This is a genomic window from Sphingobium sp. RSMS (genome assembly GCF_005406185.4).
Lineage (GTDB): Bacteria > Pseudomonadota > Alphaproteobacteria > Sphingomonadales > Sphingomonadaceae > Sphingobium > Sphingobium fuliginis.
The window spans coordinates 1,366,560-1,384,721 of record NZ_CM191257.1 but is presented as its reverse complement, the minus strand read 5'-3'; the positions used below and the strand labels follow the sequence as shown (position 1 = coordinate 1,384,721).

Genomic DNA, 18,162 nt, shown 5'->3' with positions numbered 1-18,162 from the left:
TCTGGCTCAATGCTCCCGGAAGGACAGCCAGAGCGACTGGGTCAGCGGTTCCAGCGCATATTGGAGCGCAGTCCGCCGCCGCAGCGGCACCAGGACCTGCACCGGCATCCCTGCCTTCAGGCTGAAATCCTTCCCCCGCACGCTCCTGATCCTGTCCAGTTCCTTCGGCGGCACCATCACCTCTGCGGTGTAGAAGGAGACCCCCGCCTTTTCATCCTGGAAGCTGTCGGCCGAAAGCCGCGTGATCCGGCCGTCCATGATCGGCAGGTCGCGTTCATGCAGGCTGCTGAACTTGATCTGCGCCTGCTGCCCCACTTTCAGGTCGTCAATGTCTTCGGGCGAAATCCGCGCCTCTATGACGAGACCCGCCCGGTCGGGAACGATGTCCATCAGCTTCTGGCCGGCGGAAATGACGCCGCCGACAGTGAAGACGTTGAGGCCGACGATGGTGCCGGTGGCGGGTGCGCGGATTTGCAGCCGGGCAAGCTGATCCCTGGCGGCGCGATATTTGGGCAGCACTTCGTTGAGCGAGAATTCGACGTCGCGCAATTCCGATGAGGCGCGTTCCTTATAGGCCTTTTCCGCTTCGAGCGCCTTCAGCCGGTTTTCCCCCGCTTCCGCCCCGGACCGGGCGATGCTGGCGGAAAATTGCCCCTCCTGTCCCTGAAGATCGGCCCTTGCGCGTTCCAGGGCCCTGATCCGGGATTGGGACACAAACCCCTTTTCCGCCACGCCGCGCAGGCTCTCCAGTTCCTCTCCGATCAGGCGGGCCTGCTCTGAAGAGGCCGCCAGTTGCGAACGATAGCCGCGCGCCGTCTGCTGCACCTGACTGGCCTGCTGGCGCAGCACGCCGGTCTGCGCCGCCAGTACGGAGCTACGCGCGTTGAACTGGGTCAGCTGAAGGCGGATCGCCTCCTCCGCATCCGCCTTCTCCCGCCCCTTCAGCATCGCAAATTCGGCAGGCCACAGGACATGGCTTGCGCCAAGCTGCTCGGCAATCAGCCTTGCCCGCTGCGCCTTCAACTCGATATATTGCGCGCCGAAGATGCGCGCCTGCGCCCGCACCTCGGCGGAGGCCAGTTCCATCAGCGGCTGGCCTTGGCTGACATGCTGGCCTTCCTTCACGAAGATCGCGCCCACCACGCCGCCGTCGCGATGCTGCACCGATTGCCGCTGGCCTGACACGGTGAGCCGCCCTGGCGCATAGGCGGCCGCATCGAGCCGCGCAAAGGCCGCCCAGCCGAGAAACAGGACGAAGAACAGCGCCGCGATGATCATGCCGGCGCGCATGTCGCGCTCAGGCCGGTCGTCGATGATCTCCGCGCCGCTTCCGGCGGGATAGTAAAGCTCGACGGCGCCGGCCGCATCCCTGATCTGAATAGTTCCCATGGCGCCTTACCCCTCCGCCGTCTGGGGAGCGGGACGTTCTTCCGACCGGATCGCCTTCAAACGGCCCAGCACGTCGTCGCGTGCGCCAAAGGCCTCGACCCTTCCGTCGCGCATCACCATGATCTTGTCGACCACGCCCAATATCCCCATGCGATGGGCGACGATGATGACGGAGGCATTCCTCTTCTTGAGGTCGGCCAGCGTCGCGACCAGCCGCACCTCTCCCTCAGCGTCGAGATGCGCATTGGGTTCGTCCAGAAAGACCAGCGGCGGCGCACCGTAGAGCGCCCGCGCAAGACCGACGCGCTGCGCCTGCCCGGCGGAAAGGCCACGTCCGCCCCAACCGAGCGTCAGATTATAGCCGCCCGGCAGATGCTGGATCATGTCATGCGCGCCGCTCAGCCGGGCGGCTTCGATGGCGGCATTGTCTATCGCTTCCTCATCGTCCGACAGGAAATTGCCGAAGCGGGCGATATTCTCCTTGATCGTCCCGGCGAACAGGGACGTGTCCTGCGGCAGATAGCCGACGAAGCTCGCCAGTCGTTCCGATTCCCAGTCCTGGATGTCCGCGCCGTCATAGCGGATCGATCCGCGCAGCGGCCGCGCCGCGCCGGACAGCATGCTCAGCAGGGTCGATTTGCCCGCGCCGCTGGGTCCGACAATGGCGATGACCTCCCCCGGCTCCACCGTGAAGCTGATGTCGGCCAGCACAGGTCTTTCCTGGCCTGGGTTGAAACAGGTCAGATGTTCGACCGCGATATGGCCGTTCGGCGCAGGCAACCGGGTGAGGGCGATGTCGGCATCCCTCGCGGCCAGCAGATCGTTGAGCGTCGCATAGCTCGCCCGCGCATGGACGACGCTGCGCCACGCGCCCAGCAATTGGTCGATCGGCGCCAGCGCCCTTCCGACCAGAAAGGAGGAAGCGAAGATCGCGCCCGCCGAAATCTGGTCGTTGATCGCCAGCCACGCGCCCAGGCCCAGCGCCAGCGATTGCAGGGCGAGGCGGATGAACTTGCTGATGGCGACATAATGCCCGCCCGCGAAGCTGGCATGGGCCTGGAGGTTCAGCATCGCCCGGCGTTCGAGCAGGTGCCGCCGAACCAGCGCGTTCCGCATGCCGAGCGCGCGGATCACCTCCGCGCCCGCGATCGTCTGTTCCTGGCTGACATAGGCCTTGTTGGCGGCGTCATTGGCCTGCTTCAGCGGCGCATTTGTCCGCCTTTCATTGCAAAGCGCGATGAAGAGGAGCGCGCCGCCGCCGGCCATCGCCATGGCCGCAATGGCCGGATGGATCAGGAAGCAGACGACGACATAGATGGGGCTCCAGGGAAAATCGAAGATCGACAGGATCGTCGGCCCGGTCAGCGTCTGGCGGAGCGTGTCGAACTCCCGAAGGGCCTGTCGGTTCATCGCCTCGCCCGTCGAGCCGCGTCCACTGAGCGTCGTATCGAGCAGCAGCCCCGAAAGCTGCCGGTCGAAGCGGATGCTGGCCCGCACCAGCAGGCGGGAGCGCACCTGCTCCAGCAGCGCGAGCGTGCCGATCACGAAGATGATGATGATTGTCAGGAAGAACAGGGTAAGTCTGCCCTGTCCCGTCACGACCCGGTCATAGATTTGCAGCATGTAGAGAACGGGTCCGATATAAAGGACGTTCATCAATGCGCTGAATATCAAGGAAGAAAGAAAGTGGCGCCTGCACGATGACAGGGCAGCCTTCATCGGAGCGGATGGTTTATGAAGGTCACGCAACATAAGTTCCGCCTCGCCCCCATGTCGCGCCATGCTGTCGGCGCTATGTCCTATGCTTTGCTTATACTATCCTGCTGATTTTCGGTAAATATAACCAATAGCATAGGTGCGCATGCGTGCCGTAATGGCCCGGCCCGCCGGCAAGGCTCCAACCGGGTCAGGCGGTGGCGATCCGGATCAGCGCCTGCACATCGACATGCTCTTCCAACTGCATTGCGATCTGGTCCAGCGCTTCATGCACCGAAGCCTGATAATCCTCCGATGCGGCTTCATGCCCCAGGCGGGACAGAAAGGCGGCGCGCAGCGCGGTGCTGGCGAACAGGCCGTGGACATAGGTGCCCATCACCGTGCCGTCTCCGCTCGATGCGCCATCGGGACGACCGCCCTCCAGCATGGCGAACGGGCGCGCGCAATCGGCGCCGTCCGTCCGTCCGACATGCATCTCATAGCCGGAAAAGGCCTGGCCCATTGCGGTTCCGCCGGTTCTTTCCAATGTCTTGACCTGCGTCAGCCGGGTTTCCACGTCCAGCAGGCCAAGCCCCTCGATGCCGCCGGGCGGCCCCTCGATCCCGTCCGGATCGTCTATCCTGCGGCCCAGCATCTGGTAACCGCCGCATATCCCCAATATCGGCCGCCCGCGCCGGCGATGGGCGAGAATGTCGATGTCCCATCCCTGATCGCGGACCGCCTGCAGGTCGGCGATCGTCGCCTTGGAACCCGGCAGGATGATGAGCGCGGCCTCCGCCGGAATGGGCTGGCCCGGCGGCACCATCATGACTTCGACGCCCGGCTCCAGTTTCAGGGGGTCCAGATCGTCGAAATTGGCGATCCGGGGCAGGATGGGGCAGGCGATCAGCAGCTTTTCGTGGCCGACGCCCTGCCGGCGTTCGAGCACCACGGCATCCTCGCTGGGTAAGCGGCTGGCCTGGCCGAGCCAGGGGATGACGCCAAAGCCCTTCCAGCCGGTCAACTGCTCGATATGGCGATAACCATCCTCGAACAGCGCGGGGTCGCCCCGGAACTTGTTGATCAGGAATCCACGGATCATCGCCGCATCGGCGGGATCGATGACTGCCCTTGTTCCGGCGACGGCCGCAATCACGCCGCCGCGATCGATGTCGCCCACCAGGATCACCGGCACATTCGCGGCCCGCGCAAAGCCCATATTGGCGATGTCGCCGGCGCGCAGGTTCACCTCTGCGGGCGATCCGGCGCCCTCCACCACGACAATGTCGCATTGCGCCTGCAAGCGGCGGTAGCTGGTCAGTACGGCCTCCAGCAATTCGCCGCGCGCGGACCGGAAATTTTCGCTGCCCAGCTTGCCGCGCACCTGGCCATGGACGACAAGCTGGGACGTGCGGTCGGCCTGCGGCTTCAGCAGCACCGGGTTCATGTCCGTATGCGGCTCGATTCCTGCCGCCATGGCCTGAAGAGCCTGCGCCCGCCCGATTTCTCCGCCATCGGCGGTGACGGCGGCATTGTTGGACATGTTCTGCGGCTTGAAGGGCCGGACGCTGTATCCGCGCCGCACCAGCGCGCGGCAAAGGCCCGCCACCAGCAAGGATTTGCCGACGTCCGAACCCGTTCCCTGAAGCATGATCGCAGCCATGACGCCGCTCCTGCATGGAGCGGGCGGCAGATACAAGTTAAATGGCGCTGTGCCGCATCTCCACGGCGTCCAGGATCATGCCGCCGGCCATGAAGACGCTGCCGGTGCAGGCCAGCGCCAGCAAATGCCCCCCGGTGCCGGGATATTGCTGCATGTAGACGAAGCCGCGCTCGGTCGCGCCAAGGGCCAGGGCGTAAATCACCAGAAACGCCTCGAACTTGGTCTTGATCGTGAAGAGGCGCTTGATCCGTTCCATCCGGTCCCACTCGGCTTGCCCGCCGTCAGGGGATTAGATCGCCTGAAAGTTGCAAATGGTCAACAACCGTTAACCATGATTGTTCGATGCGGGCGATCAGCCGGGTATCGGCCAGATCCTCTGGCGCTATGGCTTCTGGCCAATAGTTGCGGACGATGTCGGCAATGCCGTCCAGCTTCGCCTCGTCCACCAGGAAGCGGGGATCGATATTGGCAGGATCGGCCACCACGCGCAGGCGCAGGCAGGCAGGACCGCCGCCATTGGCCATGGACTGGCGCACGTCGACAGGCACGAGCTTGCGAATGGGGCCGTTGCCCGCGACCATCTCCTCCAGCCAGTTCCAGATGGCGGGCATATCCCGCGCCTCCGTCGGCAGGATCAGCGCCATGCCTGTCCCGGGCGAATTCGAAGGGTCGCCCGTGGGCAAGGTGACGAGCTGCGCATTGAAGATATAGCTGCGGATCGCGTCTGACAGGCTGATGGCGCTGGCGGGAACCTCCACGATCTCCACCGACGGCAGCCTGGCGCGGAGAGCGGCGTAGAAGCGCTCCTTGTCCGCAAAGGCATGTTCATGCGTGAAGAGCACGCGTTCGTTGGCGACGGCGACCACGTCATTGTGGAAGGCGCCCGCCGCGATCGCTTCCTCCGACTGCATGACGAACAGCGTCCGATCCGGATCGAGCCGGTGCAGCCGGGCGACGGCCTTGCTCGCCTCGACATGCTGGCGGGCGGGAAAGGGGCCGCCGGACTGGCCATAGACGAACACCTCGACGCCTGCCTCGCCATGGCTGTCGCACAGGCGCATGTGATTGGCCGCGCCCTCGTCGCCGAAGGGGGCGGGGACAGGGCCATGCACGGCGAAGGCGTTCCGGTCGGAAAAGGCAAGGCGCAACTGGGCGAGCGTCTGCGGCCATTCATGGCTGCGATGCGGCATGGTGACGAGATTGGCGACGGTCAGGTGCGTGCGCCCATCGGCCGTATCGGCGGCCGGCGAAACGGTCGCGGCATTGGCGGCCCACATGGAGGAGGCCGACATGGCGGCGGCGCGGATATGCGCCTCCGCATTGCCGACATCGGTCCCGAGGGCTGACAGCCAGGCGCCATCCGGCCGCCACTGGGGCAGGAACAGCCCCTGCGGCAGCCCGAGGCGAAGGTTGGACCGCATCTTCTCTATCCCCTGAAGCGCCGCCGCGCGGGGATAGGAGATGGCGCCCGCGTTGCGCGCGGAGGCAAGGTTGCCCAGGCTGAGGCCCGCATAATTGTGGCTGGGACCCACCAGGCCGTCGAAATTGATCTCCCTTGCCGTCATGCCCGTTCCGCCATGGTGAATGTCTGTCCCGGTTCCACCCCCAGCAGTTCCGCGGAAGCCCGGTCGAGCGATATGCCGCCATCCTCCCGTTCCGTCACCAAGGCATAGGTGCAGCGGAAATCCGCGAGCCGTCCGGTGGTCACCAGCATCTTGTCTCCGCCCTTTTCGTGCACCGCGCCCAGCACCGCGTCGGAGGCATGGGCGATGGTGCGCAGCGAATTGATTTGCCCCACCATCGTCGGTCCGCCGTCGAATATGTCGACATAGCCGGGATTGGTGAAGCCCTCCGTCTCCAGCATGCGCATGGCCGCGCGGCCATTGGGGTGGGGCATGCCGATGACGCCGCGCGCGGTGTCGGTCAGCATGGCGGTGTAGATCGGCGTCTTTGGCATCAGGTCGGCGATGAACTGGTTGCCGTTCACCGCGTTGAACTCGTCCGCCTCCTGAAAGCTCATGCCGAAGAAGCGCCCCGCGAGGCCGTCCCAGAAGGGGGAACCGCCCGCCTCGTCGATCACGCCCCGCAGTTCCGCGATGATCCGCTCTCCGAAGCGGGCGCGATGGTTGCGGATATAGAGATAGCGGCTGCGCGCCAGCAGCAGACCCAGCCCCTCCGCGCGCTCGCGGGGGTGAAGGAACAGGCCGCCCACTTCCGTCGACCCTTCCAGATCGGTGACGAGCGAAAGCATCTCCGCCCTGAAGGTGCGCGAAAGCTCCCGGCTATGTTGGGTGAGAACGCCCAGCCGATAGGAATAGAAGGGCCAGCTTTGCCCGACCTTGCTGAATATCTGGCAGGTGCCGCGGACCTGACCCGTCTGGCTGTTTTCCAGCACCATGACGATCAGTTCGTCCTCGACCCCTTCGCCTTGCCGGGCCAGCGCCTGTCCCGTCCGCTCCAGCTTGGCGGCAAGCGACTTCCGGTCCGGCGGCAGGTTGGTGAACCCGCCCCCGGTCAGCTTCGCCATTTCATAAAGGGTCTGCAAATCGTCGGCGCGCGCCGTGCGCATGAAAAAACTCACGCCTTCATCCCCCCGGTGAAATGCCCCTGGGCGATGCGGAGCAGCGCCAGGGCCGATAGTTGCGCCCGTTCGGCCAGGCTGTCGACGATCAGATATTCCGAATCGCTGTGGATATTGCCGCCCCGCACGCCCATGGTGTCGACCACGGGCACGCCGCAGGCCGCGATATTATTGCCGTCGCACACCCCGCCGGTATCCCGCCAGGCGATGGAAAGGCCCAGGTCCGCGCCGCATTGCCGGACGAGCCCGAACAAGGCTTCCGCCCGCCCATCCATCGGCTTGGGCGGCCGGCCGAAGCCGCCATGCCGGTGAAGCGTCACCTCATGCTCCAGGGCGATCCGCGCCATGGCGTCCTTCAGCAGTTCGTCCGCGGCCTGCTCGTCGGCAGGCGTCTTCGGCCGGAAATTGACGTGCAGAACCGCATGGTCCGGCACGACATTATTGGGACTGCCGCCCTCGATCCGCGCGGGATTGCAGGAAAAGCCGCCGCCGCTCGCCGCCTTCAGCCGCAACGCCAGGTCGGCGGCCGCCAGCAATGCGTTGCGGCCATCCTGCGGATTGCGCCCGGCATGCGCGCTTCGTCCGGTGACGACGATGGCGAAGTTGCCGCTGCCGGCGCGCGCCCCGGCCAGTGTGCCGTCGGGCAGGGCCGGTTCATAGGTGAAGGCCGCGATCTTGCCCGTCGCGACCTGCCGCAACAGCGCCGCCGAGGAAGGGCTGCCGACCTCCTCATCGCTGTTGATGATGACGTCATAGCCCAGCCGCCTTGCATCCGGTGCGGTTTCCACCGCGCGCAAGGCGGCGAGCATGACAGCGATCCCGCCCTTCATGTCCGCGACGCCCGGTCCGTTCAGCGTCGACGGATCGACCCACCGCAGCGCCTGAAAGCCATGGTCGGCGGGGAAGACCGTATCCATGTGCCCGGTGAGCAGGATTTGCACCGGAGCCTCCGGCCTGACCGAGAGGCGCAGGTGGCTGCCATGCGCGACCATCGCCAGACGACCGTCGGGGCGCACGGTTTCAACCGGCTCTGGATCGACAAGGGACATCGCGCCCGGCAGGCCGGCGAAGGCATCGGCAAGCATGGCCGCCATGGCCGCAAGGCCGGGAAGATTGCGCGACCCGCTGTTCACCGCCGCCCATTTTTCAGTCTGGGCGAGCATGGGCGCGTCGGCGGCGCTTTCCATGACGCTCCGTTCGAACGACGAAATGCCTCTCATCCTGACGACCCTATCAGAGCGGAGGGCGCGCCTCCACCCCTGGTCCTGAAAGTCGGCGACCGCCTAGAAATCATAGGTGAGGGTCAGGCGACTCATCGTGTCCGAATCCCGCGCCGAAAGCAGCGTCTCCGATTCATATTGCACATTGTAGGAAAAGGCGGCCGACCAGCGTGTTCCCACTTTCGTCACCAGCGAGGTCAGCGAATTCAGCGTATAGACGTCGCTTTCGGCATAGCCGGAGGCTGTCTGCCTGAAGGTCAGCGCAGGGGTCAGGCGCCAGGCGAAGTCCATGGAGGCACGGGCGCCCAATTTGGTCTCCCGCTCTCCGGTCACATATTTGGCATGGCGGATCGAAGGACCGGCATCCAGCGAGAGGTCGACCGGATCGCTGACGATCAGCTTGTAGCCGATGCCGGCCGAGGCGGTGTAGCGCGCGTCATAGCCGATCGACGTATCCCGCTCGAACTGCGTCAATCCATAGGCGAAGCCCCGTGGATCGAATTCATAGCGCGGCTCATAGCTGGCGGTATAGCGTTCGCGCGAGGTCACGCCGTTGGCGCGCCGGTAATCGACGCTGGCGGCCAGCTTGTGCGACCATTGGATACCGGTGCGCTTGACCGCTGCGCTGGCGCTGATGCCGATTTCGCTGGTGGAACCGGTGGAGCGGAAGCCGCCCGCTTCGATCTTGCCCGTCCACAATTCCGTGAAGCGCGCCTCGCGGATCACGGTTTCCTGCGTCGCCCTGGTCCGTTCCTTCCAACTGTTGACCATGCGCTGAATCTCGTCGGCGGAACCGGGATTGGTCTGCTTGGCGATCTTCGCGACGGTCGCGATCTCGGTCTCATTGCCGTTGGCGATGGCCGCCTCCAGCATTTCCCGCACCGATGGCGGCAGGAGCACGGGGTAATCGGCGAGCGCCGGGGTGGAGAGGAAGAGGGGCAGAACGGCCAGCCAGTAACGCATGCGCCTTCTCATACCGGCATGGCGGCGGATTTTAACCCTTGTTTTCAGATCAAATCCCTGAATTCCTGGAGAATATCCCGATACAGCTTGCGCTTGAACGGCACGATCAGGTCAGGCAGGCTCTCCGGCTCCGTCCATTTCCATTCGCGGAATTCAGGATGCGCCGTCTGGATGTCGATGTCCTCATCCGACCCCAGGAAACGCGCAAGGAACCAATATTGCCGCTGGCCGCGATATTTGCCGCCCCACAGCTTGCCGATCAGTTCCGGCGGCAGGTCGTAGAAATGCTCTTCGCGCGCCTTGGCGATGATCTCCACATGCTCGCGAACGATGCCGGTCTCCTCGTTCAGCTCCCGAAGGGCGGCCGCCTTCATATCTTCGCCGTCGTCGATGCCCCCCTGTGGCATTTGCCAGGCTTCCACCGCATTATCGATCCGCTGACCGACGAAAACCTTGCCATCCATGTTGACGAGCATGACACCGACGCATGGCCGGTAGGCGAGTTCTGAATCATTCGGCATCGAAGCCATCATAGTCCCTGGTCGTTAATCCCGACAAGCCATCCGGAGGCTCCAGCCCGCCCGTCGCTTTGTGCAGTGCAGAATAAGCGGGGCGGGGCGGCGCGTCCATGCCGGAAAAATCCTGACGCGGCGATTTGTGCTGTGCATCGCTTCAAATGGGCGGGGGCTTGGAACATCGGGCGGCCCATGGCATGCCCGATCGCATGTCAGACCCCGTAATTCTCTGGTTTCGTCAGGACCTGCGCCTTGCCGATCAGGCCGCACTGGCAGCCGCCGTGCAGGAAGGGCCGGTGATTCCCGTCTATGTGCTGGACGATCAGGCGCCGCGCCAATGGAAGATGGGCGGAGCGTCGCGCTGGTGGCTGCACCATAGCCTGAAGAGCCTGGACGAAAATCTTCGGGAGAAGGGATCGCGCCTGATCCTGAGGCAGGGAAACTGCATCGATCAGATCGTCCAGATCGCTGAGGAAACGGGCGCCCGGCGCGTGCATGCCCTGCATCATTACGAACCCTGGTGGCGCAATGCGGAGAAGTCGCTCGTCAAAAGGCTGGAGCTGTGCCTGCATGACGGCGCATTGCTGCTGCCGCCCGGCGCGGTGCGGACGGGCGAAGGAAACAGCTATCGGATCTATACCCCCTTCGCCCGCGCCGTGATGGAGCATATGCCGCCGGCCGAACCGGTTCGCGCGCCTTCGCGCATCGATGCGCCAGGACGTTGGCCGAAAAGCGATTCGCTGGACCGATGGGGCCTTTTGCCGACCAAGCCGGATTGGGCCAGGGCCTTTTCACGCGACTGGACTCCTGGGGAAGCGGGGGCGCGGGCCAATGTCGCCGCCTTTCTCGACCAGGTGGCGGATTATGACAGGGCCAGGAACCTGCCCTCGCAGGAGGGGAGCTCTCGCCTGTCGCCGCACCTCCATTTCGGGGAGGTCTCCCCCGCCTATGTCTGGCGCCGGGTTGCCGGAGCGCCCGGCGATGCGACGACCTTCCTCAAGGAACTGATCTGGCGCGACTATGCCCATACGCAGATATGGGCCATGCCCGCCTATGGATCGGAAAATGCGCGGCCAGCCTTCGACGCGATGCCCTGGCGCGATCTTCGCGAGGCTGGTGCCGATTTCAAGGCGTGGAAGACAGGGCGCACGGGCTATCCCATTGTCGATGCCGGCATGCGGCAGCTCTGGACGACGGGCTGGATGCATAATCGGGTGCGCATGATCGCGGCCAGCTTCCTGATCAAGCATCTGCTGATCGACTGGCGGCATGGGGCGCGCTGGTTCTGGGATACGCTGGTCGATGCGAGCTACGCCAATAATAGCGTCAACTGGCAATGGGTTGCAGGCAGCGGCGTCGATGCCAATATCTTCTCGCGGATCATGGCGCCCCTGACCCAGTCGGGAAAGTTCGACGCCGCAGACTATATCAGGGCCTGGGTGCCGGAACTGGCGCATCTGAACGATGACATCATTCACGACCCCGAAGCGCATGACGCGCGTTCGTCCGATTATCCGGCCAAGTGCATCGGTCATCGGGAGGGGCGTGAACGGGCTCTCGCCGCATGGCGCGGGATCAGGCCATGATTGCGACGCGTTAAACCATCGGGCAGAGTGGAAGCATGAACGCCATTGAACCCCGTCGTGGCCGGGCCGCAGTGCCGGTCAGGCGACCGCTGGAGCGCCGGAGCCATGGCTGGCCGGATCGTCTCGCCGCCCGGCAGTTCCACAAATTGCTCGACCGCATCGACCTTGGGCTCGAACAGGGTTCTTTGCTCGCCATTCTGCCGGACGGCAGCCGGCGCCTGCTCGGCGGCCGCGCAGCGGGACCGGAATGCGAGGTTCATCTGCTGCGCTGGCGGGCGCTGATTCGCCTGATCGCCGGGGGATCGGCCGGCTGGTACAGGGCCTGGGCGCGTGGAGAGTGGACCAGTCCCGATCCGGTTCCGCTCTTCGCCCTGTTCATGGCCAATGCCGCCAACCTGGGCAATGTCGCCCGGCCGCATGGGCCGGCACGCTGGATCGGGCGCGCGTTCCATTGGGCGCGCCGCAACAGCCGCAAGGGTTCGCGGCGCAACATCGCCTATCATTATGATCTGGGGAATGATTTCTACCAGCCATGGCTCGACAAGGGCATGCATTATTCCAGCGGCCTGTTCCGCGACCCGGACGACCGGATCGAAAGCCTGGAGCGGGCGCAGCAGCGGAAGGTCGACGCCATTCTCGACCGGCTCGACATCGGCGATGGCGATTCGCTGCTGGAAATCGGCTGCGGCTGGGGCGGCTTGGCCGAACAGGCGATGGCGCGTTGCCCGATCCGTTATGACGGGCTGACCCTGTCTGTGGAACAGGCGCATTTCGCACGTGACCGCCTGGGGTCGGGAGCGAACATCATATTGCGCGACTATCGCGACGCGCAGGGGCAATATGACGCCATTGCCAGCGTGGAAATGGTGGAGGCAGTCGGGCAACGTTACTGGCCGGCCTATGTCGGGGCGATCGAGCGTCTGCTCAGGCCCGGTGGGCGGGCAGCCATACAATATATATTGATCGATGATGCGATCTTCGAAGGCTACGCCCGGGGCGCGGATTTCATCCAGACCTATATCTTCCCCGGTGGCATGCTGATTTCGGAAAGCCGTTTCCGGGCCTTGGCCGAAGCAAACGGTTTGGAGTGGCGTGATGTACGCCGCTTCGGTCTGCACTATGCCGAAACGCTGCGGCGGTGGCGCGAACGCTTCGACCGGGCGGTCGACAGGGGATGGTTGCCGGCCGGTTTCGACCAGCATTTCGTCGATCTATGGCGCTATTATCTGATGTATTGCGAAGGCGGCTTTCGCGGCGGCACCATCGATGTCGCGCAGGTCACGCTGGTGAAGCCGGCTTAGGGCGGGAGGAATTCGGTTCGGCTAGAGTATCCGTGATGATCAAGCCGGAGATTGCGTCCAGCATCGATCGGCTTTGAGCAGGGCATTCGCGGTGACGACGAGCTTTCGCATGACGGCGGTGATGGCGATCTTGGCGGGCTTCCCGGCAGTAACGAGCTGCTGATATTTTGCCTTGAGATCGGGATTGTACCGGGCGGCGACGAGGGCCGGCATATAGAGAGCCTGCCGCACGTTGGCGCGTCCGCCACGGATGAAGCTCTTGCCTTTCCATTGTCCGGACTGTCGAGCGACGGGGGCGAGACCGGCGAGGGATGCGGCCTGCTTGTTCTCGAGGCTGCCGAGTTCGGGCATGGTGGCGATGAGCTGGTTGGCGGTCAGCGTTCCGACGCCGGCGATGCTGGTGAGGATCTCATGCCGGCGGGCGAGCGCAGCATCGGCGGCGATCAGGTTGGCGATCTCGGTATCGAGCGCCTCGATATGCCGATCGATCTGCTCGAGCCGCTGCCGGCACTGGCGCTTGAGGAAGGCGATGGTGAGGTTCTTCTCGCGATTCTTGAGCGCGGTGCGATCGCGCACGAGGCCGTCTCGGGCATTGATGAGCTCCGCCATCTGCGCCTGCTGTGCGCTTCGAGCGGGTCTGACCGGCGGCTGCAAGGTGGCCGCCATACGGGCCAGCAACATGGCATCGATGCGATCGGTCTTGGCCAGAGTGCCAGTCGCTTGGGCGAAGCGCCGGGCGCGCTCTGGGTTGAGCTTAACGCAGGGCCAGTCGGCCAGAGCCGCCTCCAGCGCTCGATGGTAGGTTGCGGTTGCCTCATAGGCGATCCGCTCGACCGGCCATTGTCGCAGCCAGGCGATCAGCGCCTTGTGGCCCTTGGCGGTGTTGGCGAACTGGCGTTCGGCGCCGGCAGGGTGGACATGGCAGTCGAGGCTCGCTTTGGAGATGTCGATGCCGATCGTCTGTGGTAGATTGTCGCTCATCTTTTCCGCTGTCCCATGCTTGTCATCCGGGTCCAAAACCCCGGTATCCGTTCGGGTCTGATGGAAAAGAAAGGGGCGATCCTACTCTAACCCGGTCCCACAACGACCGGCGCTTTCACGATCCGTCCCCTTCCGCCCGGGCCGGGGTGGCCACCCCGGCCCGGGCAATCCAGCATGACCCAAACGGACCGCAATGTCATAAGACAAGCGTTTTCCAAGCAGATGGAATCATCTGCTGACTCGGAAAACGCGACAAAACAAAAATTTAGAGCAGTCGAGCCGATGCAATCGGATCGGAATCTGCTCTAGCGGCCTTGGCGGGTGGATAGGGGAAGTGCCATGCCCGCAACCGGCCAGTCCAGTCATCCCCAAGGCTCAGCCTCTAATCGATACGCGTCCGGTATCCGTCGGGCGTGTCCGCAATCACCAGATCGAGAATCGCCTGGCCCACGGCAGCCGGTTCCTTGAGCGTCGCCGGGTCTTCACCCGGAAAGGCCCGCGCCCGCATCGCTGTACGGGTGGCGCCCGGATCGACGATATGGGTTCGGATGGCGGAGATGTTCTTCACTTCCTCGCCATAGGCGCCGACCAGGGTTTCGAGCGCCGCCTTCGAAGCGCCATAGGCGCCCCAATAAGCGCGCGGCGTCGCGCTGACCGAAGAGGTGATCGCCACCACGCGCGCATCGCCGCTCGCCCGCAGCATGCCGTCGAACGCCGCGATCAGCGCCTGGGGCGCGGCGACGTTGAGCGTCAGCAACCGGGCGAATTCCTTGGCGTCGATGGCTGGAACCGAAGCCAGGCTGCCCAGCGTCGCCGCGTTCAGGACCAATATGTCCAGCGCCTGCCAGCGACCCGAAATGGCATGCGCCAATCGTCCGATGCTTTCGCCGTCGATGAGGTCCAGCGGCGCGATGGTCGCATTGCCGCCGCCCTCGTGAATGCGATCCTCCACCTCTTCCAGCCCGCCCGTGGTGCGGGCGGTCAGGATGACATGGGCGCCGGCGGCGGCGAGCGCTTCCGCCGTGGCGGCGCCGATGCCGCGGCTCGCTCCGGTGACGAGGGCGAGCTTACCGGAAAGGGGTTGGCTGGAAAGGGGTTGGATCGACATGAATATCCCTCATGGGGTCAGGAAGGAACAAGCCCGAGGCCGCATAGCGTCGGGCTGTCCGTCCAGCGGTAGGAAAGGCGTTCAGACCACTCGTTCGGCCAGCAGTTCGAGCTGGTTCTGAACCACGGCTTCGTCCTGGTCGGTCAGAGTGGTGGGATAGTCGCCGGTGAAGCAGGCGTCGCAATATTGCGGCCGTATGTCGGCGCGCTTCGCCTCGCCCAAGGCCTTGTACAGGCCGTCGATCGAGATGAAGGACAGGCTGTCGGCATGAATGAAGTCCTGCATCCCGCCAATGTCCAGACGGTGCGCCAGCAGCTTGGTCCGTTCTGGCGTGTCGACGCCATAGAAGCAGCTATGCTTGGTCGGCGGACTGGCGATGCGCATGTGCACTTCCTTGGCGCCTGCCTCGCGCATCATCTGCACGATCTTGAGCGAAGTGGTGCCGCGCACGATCGAATCGTCGATCAGGACGATCCGCTTGCCCTCGATCAGGGCGCGATTGGCGTTATGCTTCAGCTTCACGCCCAGATGGCGGACCTTGTCGCCCGGCTGGATGAAGGTGCGCCCGATATAGTGCGAGCGGATGATGCCCAGCTCGAAGGGAATGCCCGATTGCTGGGCATAGCCGATTGCTGCCGGAACGCCGCTGTCGGGCACGGGGATGACGAAGTCCGCCTCGACCGGATTTTCGATGGCCAGTTGCGCGCCGATCGCCTTGCGGACCGAATAGACGCTGGAGCCGTCCACGACCGAATCGGGACGGCTGAAATAGACATGTTCGAAGATGCAGGGCCGGGCATGGGTGTCGCCGAAGGGACGGTGGCTGCGCACCTCGCCGTCATGGGTGACGATGACCAGTTCGCCCGGTTCGATGGAGCGGACATGCTCCGCGCCCACCACGTCGAAGGCGACGGTTTCCGAAGCGAAGATGATCGAATCGCCCAGCTTGCCCATGACCAGCGGCCGGATGCCCAGCGGGTCGCGGCAGGCGACCATGCCTTCGGGCGTCATGACGATCAGCGAATACGCGCCCTCGACCTGCTTCAGCGCATCGATGAACTTGTCGAGCAGCGTGCGATAGGTGGACGTGGCGACCAGATGGATGATGACTTCCGTGTCCGACGTCGACTGGAAGATGGAACCGCGGCGGATCAGTTCCCGCCGCAGCTTCATGGCGTTGGAGATGTTGCCGTTATGCGCGACGGCGAAACCGCCCGAACTCAGTTCCGCATAAAGCGGCTGGACATTGCGGAGCGATGTCTCGCCGGTGGTGGAATAGCGGACATGGCCGCAGGCGGCGGTGCCGGGAAGGCCCCGAATCACTTCGTCGCGGTCGAAATTCCCGGCCACATGCCCCATCGCCCGATGGGTGTGGAAATCATGGCCGTCCCAACTGGTGATGCCCGCGGCTTCCTGGCCGCGATGCTGGAGCGCGTGAAGGCCAAGTGCCACCATGGCGGAGGCGGTTTCAGCGTTGAAGACGCCGAAAATGCCGCATTCCTCACGCAATTTGTCGTCGTCGAACGGGTTGGTCGTAAACATGGGTTTTTGATGGTCCACTGCCGATCCTGTGCGCCCTCATCGGGACGGCTTTCGCGCGCATATAGTGCGTTGAGGACGATTTGTCGCCTGCCTGTCACAAAAAAGGGATGCAATACCTACCGGCCGCTATTTTCCAGCGATGAAATTGGGAAAAAGGCCTACTGGCCTTGAGCCATTGGGGAGGCTAATAGCCTCTTCTCATGCATCGTTTCGCCAATCCTGCACGCTTCCTCAAAATTGCCCGGCCGTTGACCGCCTGGCTGTTCTGGCCGGGGCTGATCCTGCTGCTGGCCGGCGCCGGCTGCGGCCTGTTCGTGACCCCGGCGGACTATCTTCAGGGGGATACGGTGCGCATCCTATACATCCATGTGCCGGCCGCGTGGCTGGGCATGGGCGGATGGACCGGGATCGCCGTCGCTGCCCTCATGCAGCTCGTCTGGCGCCATCCGCTCGCGGCCGTCGCGGGCCGGGCCATCGCCATGCCGGGCGCTTTCTTCACGGCGATCTGCCTTGTCACCGGATCGATCTGGGGCCGGCCGACCTGGGGTACATGGTGGGAATGGGACGGACGCATGACCTCCATGCTGGTGCTGTTCTTCCTCTATCTCGGCTACATCGCGCTCGCCAATGCCAGCGCGCGGCAGGGCAGCGGCGGGGTGAGCCCGGTGACAGCCATTTTCGGGCTGGTGGGCGCGATCAACATCCCGATCATCAACCGCTCCGTCGTCTGGTGGAACAGCCTGCATCAGGGGCCCAGCATCACGCTGCGCGGGTCCAGCATCGATACCGCGCTGCTTTGGCCGCTCGGCTTCACCCTCGCCGGATTTACCTTGCTTTTCGCCGCGATCGTGCTGATGCGCATGCGCGCCATATTGGCGCAGAACAAGATCGAAGCGCGCATGCAAAGGCTGGCGCGGGGGTGAGGATATGAACCAGTGGGCTTTCGTCATCGGCGCCTATGCGCTGACCTTGTCGGGCACCGGCCTCATCAGCCTGTTCAGTTGGCGCGCGATGCGCAACGCTGAACGCAGGGCGTCGGCGGACAGGGTATCGGCGGACAGGGCATGAAGGCAAAGCATCAAAGGCTGATCCTGGCCGTGGTGGCCCTGCTCGCGCTGATCGGCGCGGGATTGCTGGCCGCTTCCGCGCTGAAGGACGAGGCGGCTTATTTCTACGCGCCCAATGACGTTAAGACCAAGGGCGTCGAGCCGGGCAAGGCGATCCGGCTGGGCGGCATGGTGGTCAAGGGCAGCCTGAAGCGCGCCAGCGACGGCGTCACCATCCATTTCGACGTCACCGACGGCAAGGCGACCGTTCCGGCGAGCTTCAAGGGCATCACGCCCGACCTTTTCCGCGAAGGTTCAGGTGTGGTGGCAGAAGGTGCTTTCGATGCGGGCGGCACATTCCAGGCCACCAACCTGTTGGCCAAGCACGACGAACGCTACATGCCGCGTGAACTGGAAGGCATGAGCTATGATGAAAAAACCCACAAGATGAAGGCCGAAAGGTGAGCGAGAGCCAGCTTCATTGGCAAGGTCATGCTGGGGTTGGTTCAGTATCCATCAGGCCCCGCGCTCCGCAACTCGAAGGGGCGGAGCAGGCCCGGCATCTGGTTCAT

The 18,162-nt window shown here is 64.3% G+C and carries 17 protein-coding genes; 5 read left to right on the top strand and 12 right to left on the bottom strand.

Features of this window, described 5'->3' with window-relative positions; translation table 11 throughout:
• Window positions 1–6: 6 nt before the first annotated feature.
• The 9 genes from EGM87_RS06400 to EGM87_RS06360 form a co-directional block, all read right to left on the bottom strand.
• On the bottom strand, window positions 7–1,389 hold the full coding sequence (locus tag EGM87_RS06400; RefSeq protein WP_044662393.1) for an HlyD family type I secretion periplasmic adaptor subunit: 1,383 nt from the start codon (window positions 1,387–1,389) through the stop codon (window positions 7–9).
• 6 nt (window positions 1,390–1,395) lie between these two features.
• The gene (locus tag EGM87_RS06395; protein ID WP_083198865.1) at window positions 1,396–3,108 is read right to left on the bottom strand and encodes a type I secretion system permease/ATPase; all 1,713 of its coding nucleotides are present in this window, start codon (window positions 3,106–3,108) and stop codon (window positions 1,396–1,398) included.
• Window positions 3,109–3,295: 187 nt separating this feature from the next.
• Window positions 3,296–4,747, bottom strand: a complete 1,452-nt coding sequence (locus tag EGM87_RS06390; protein ID WP_044662391.1) for a cobyric acid synthase — start codon at window positions 4,745–4,747, stop codon at window positions 3,296–3,298.
• Between the two features lie 37 nt (window positions 4,748–4,784).
• Window positions 4,785–5,003: a hypothetical protein gene (locus tag EGM87_RS06385; RefSeq protein ID WP_025550071.1), complete on the bottom strand. Its 219-nt coding sequence runs from the start codon at window positions 5,001–5,003 to the stop codon at window positions 4,785–4,787.
• 25 nt (window positions 5,004–5,028) lie between these two features.
• Window positions 5,029–6,312 carry an N-succinylarginine dihydrolase gene (locus EGM87_RS06380; protein WP_044662390.1) on the bottom strand — a complete coding sequence of 428 codons (1,284 nt, stop codon included), beginning with the start codon at window positions 6,310–6,312 and terminating at the stop codon, window positions 5,029–5,031.
• The gene (locus EGM87_RS06375; protein WP_044662389.1) at window positions 6,309–7,328 is read right to left on the bottom strand and encodes an arginine N-succinyltransferase; all 1,020 of its coding nucleotides are present in this window, start codon (window positions 7,326–7,328) and stop codon (window positions 6,309–6,311) included. The genes EGM87_RS06380 and EGM87_RS06375 overlap by 4 nt, the downstream gene beginning before the upstream one ends.
• Window positions 7,325–8,548: a hydrolase gene (locus EGM87_RS06370; protein WP_044662388.1), complete on the bottom strand. Its 1,224-nt coding sequence runs from the start codon at window positions 8,546–8,548 to the stop codon at window positions 7,325–7,327. Before EGM87_RS06370 ends, EGM87_RS06375 begins: the two co-directional genes overlap by 4 nt.
• A gap of 63 nt (window positions 8,549–8,611) precedes the next feature.
• The gene (locus tag EGM87_RS06365) at window positions 8,612–9,511 is read right to left on the bottom strand and encodes a DUF481 domain-containing protein (protein WP_025550074.1); all 900 of its coding nucleotides are present in this window, start codon (window positions 9,509–9,511) and stop codon (window positions 8,612–8,614) included.
• A 44-nt stretch (window positions 9,512–9,555) separates the two neighbouring features.
• The gene (locus EGM87_RS06360; RefSeq protein WP_044663162.1) at window positions 9,556–10,041 is read right to left on the bottom strand and encodes an RNA pyrophosphohydrolase; all 486 of its coding nucleotides are present in this window, start codon (window positions 10,039–10,041) and stop codon (window positions 9,556–9,558) included.
• 194 nt (window positions 10,042–10,235) lie between these two features.
• Here EGM87_RS06360 and EGM87_RS06355 point away from each other — a divergent pair, with 194 nt between their 5' ends.
• Complete coding sequence (locus EGM87_RS06355) at window positions 10,236–11,612, top strand: cryptochrome/photolyase family protein (RefSeq protein WP_044663161.1); 1,377 nt, start codon at window positions 10,236–10,238, stop codon at window positions 11,610–11,612.
• A 35-nt stretch (window positions 11,613–11,647) separates the two neighbouring features.
• Complete coding sequence (locus EGM87_RS06350; RefSeq protein ID WP_044662387.1) at window positions 11,648–12,913, top strand: SAM-dependent methyltransferase; 1,266 nt, start codon at window positions 11,648–11,650, stop codon at window positions 12,911–12,913.
• Between the two features lie 39 nt (window positions 12,914–12,952).
• On the opposite strand, the gene EGM87_RS06345 is transcribed toward EGM87_RS06350, so the two are convergent.
• The 3 genes from EGM87_RS06345 to purF all read right to left on the bottom strand — a co-directional run bounded on the left by EGM87_RS06345 (window position 12,953) and on the right by purF (window position 16,544).
• A complete protein-coding gene (locus tag EGM87_RS06345) occupies window positions 12,953–13,894 on the bottom strand; it encodes an IS110 family RNA-guided transposase (RefSeq protein ID WP_137709083.1) in 942 nt (313 codons plus the stop codon).
• Between the two features lie 382 nt (window positions 13,895–14,276).
• Window positions 14,277–15,002 carry an SDR family NAD(P)-dependent oxidoreductase gene (locus tag EGM87_RS06340; protein WP_044662386.1) on the bottom strand — a complete coding sequence of 242 codons (726 nt, stop codon included), beginning with the start codon at window positions 15,000–15,002 and terminating at the stop codon, window positions 14,277–14,279.
• An 81-nt stretch (window positions 15,003–15,083) separates the two neighbouring features.
• Window positions 15,084–16,544: an amidophosphoribosyltransferase gene (purF, locus tag EGM87_RS06335; protein ID WP_044662385.1), complete on the bottom strand. Its 1,461-nt coding sequence runs from the start codon at window positions 16,542–16,544 to the stop codon at window positions 15,084–15,086.
• 200 nt (window positions 16,545–16,744) lie between these two features.
• On the opposite strand from purF, the gene ccmC reads away from it, so the two are divergent.
• Genes ccmC through ccmE form a run of 3 tightly spaced genes read left to right on the top strand, consistent with a single transcriptional unit; the run spans window position 16,745 to window position 18,055 of the window.
• Window positions 16,745–17,467 carry a heme ABC transporter permease CcmC gene (gene ccmC, locus EGM87_RS06330; RefSeq protein ID WP_044662384.1) on the top strand — a complete coding sequence of 241 codons (723 nt, stop codon included), beginning with the start codon at window positions 16,745–16,747 and terminating at the stop codon, window positions 17,465–17,467.
• Between the two features lie 4 nt (window positions 17,468–17,471).
• Complete coding sequence (locus EGM87_RS06325) at window positions 17,472–17,612, top strand: hypothetical protein (RefSeq protein WP_165363354.1); 141 nt, start codon at window positions 17,472–17,474, stop codon at window positions 17,610–17,612.
• Window positions 17,609–18,055 carry a cytochrome c maturation protein CcmE gene (ccmE, locus tag EGM87_RS06320; RefSeq protein ID WP_044662383.1) on the top strand — a complete coding sequence of 149 codons (447 nt, stop codon included), beginning with the start codon at window positions 17,609–17,611 and terminating at the stop codon, window positions 18,053–18,055. The genes EGM87_RS06325 and ccmE overlap by 4 nt, the downstream gene beginning before the upstream one ends.
• Window positions 18,056–18,162: the final 107 nt, after the last annotated feature.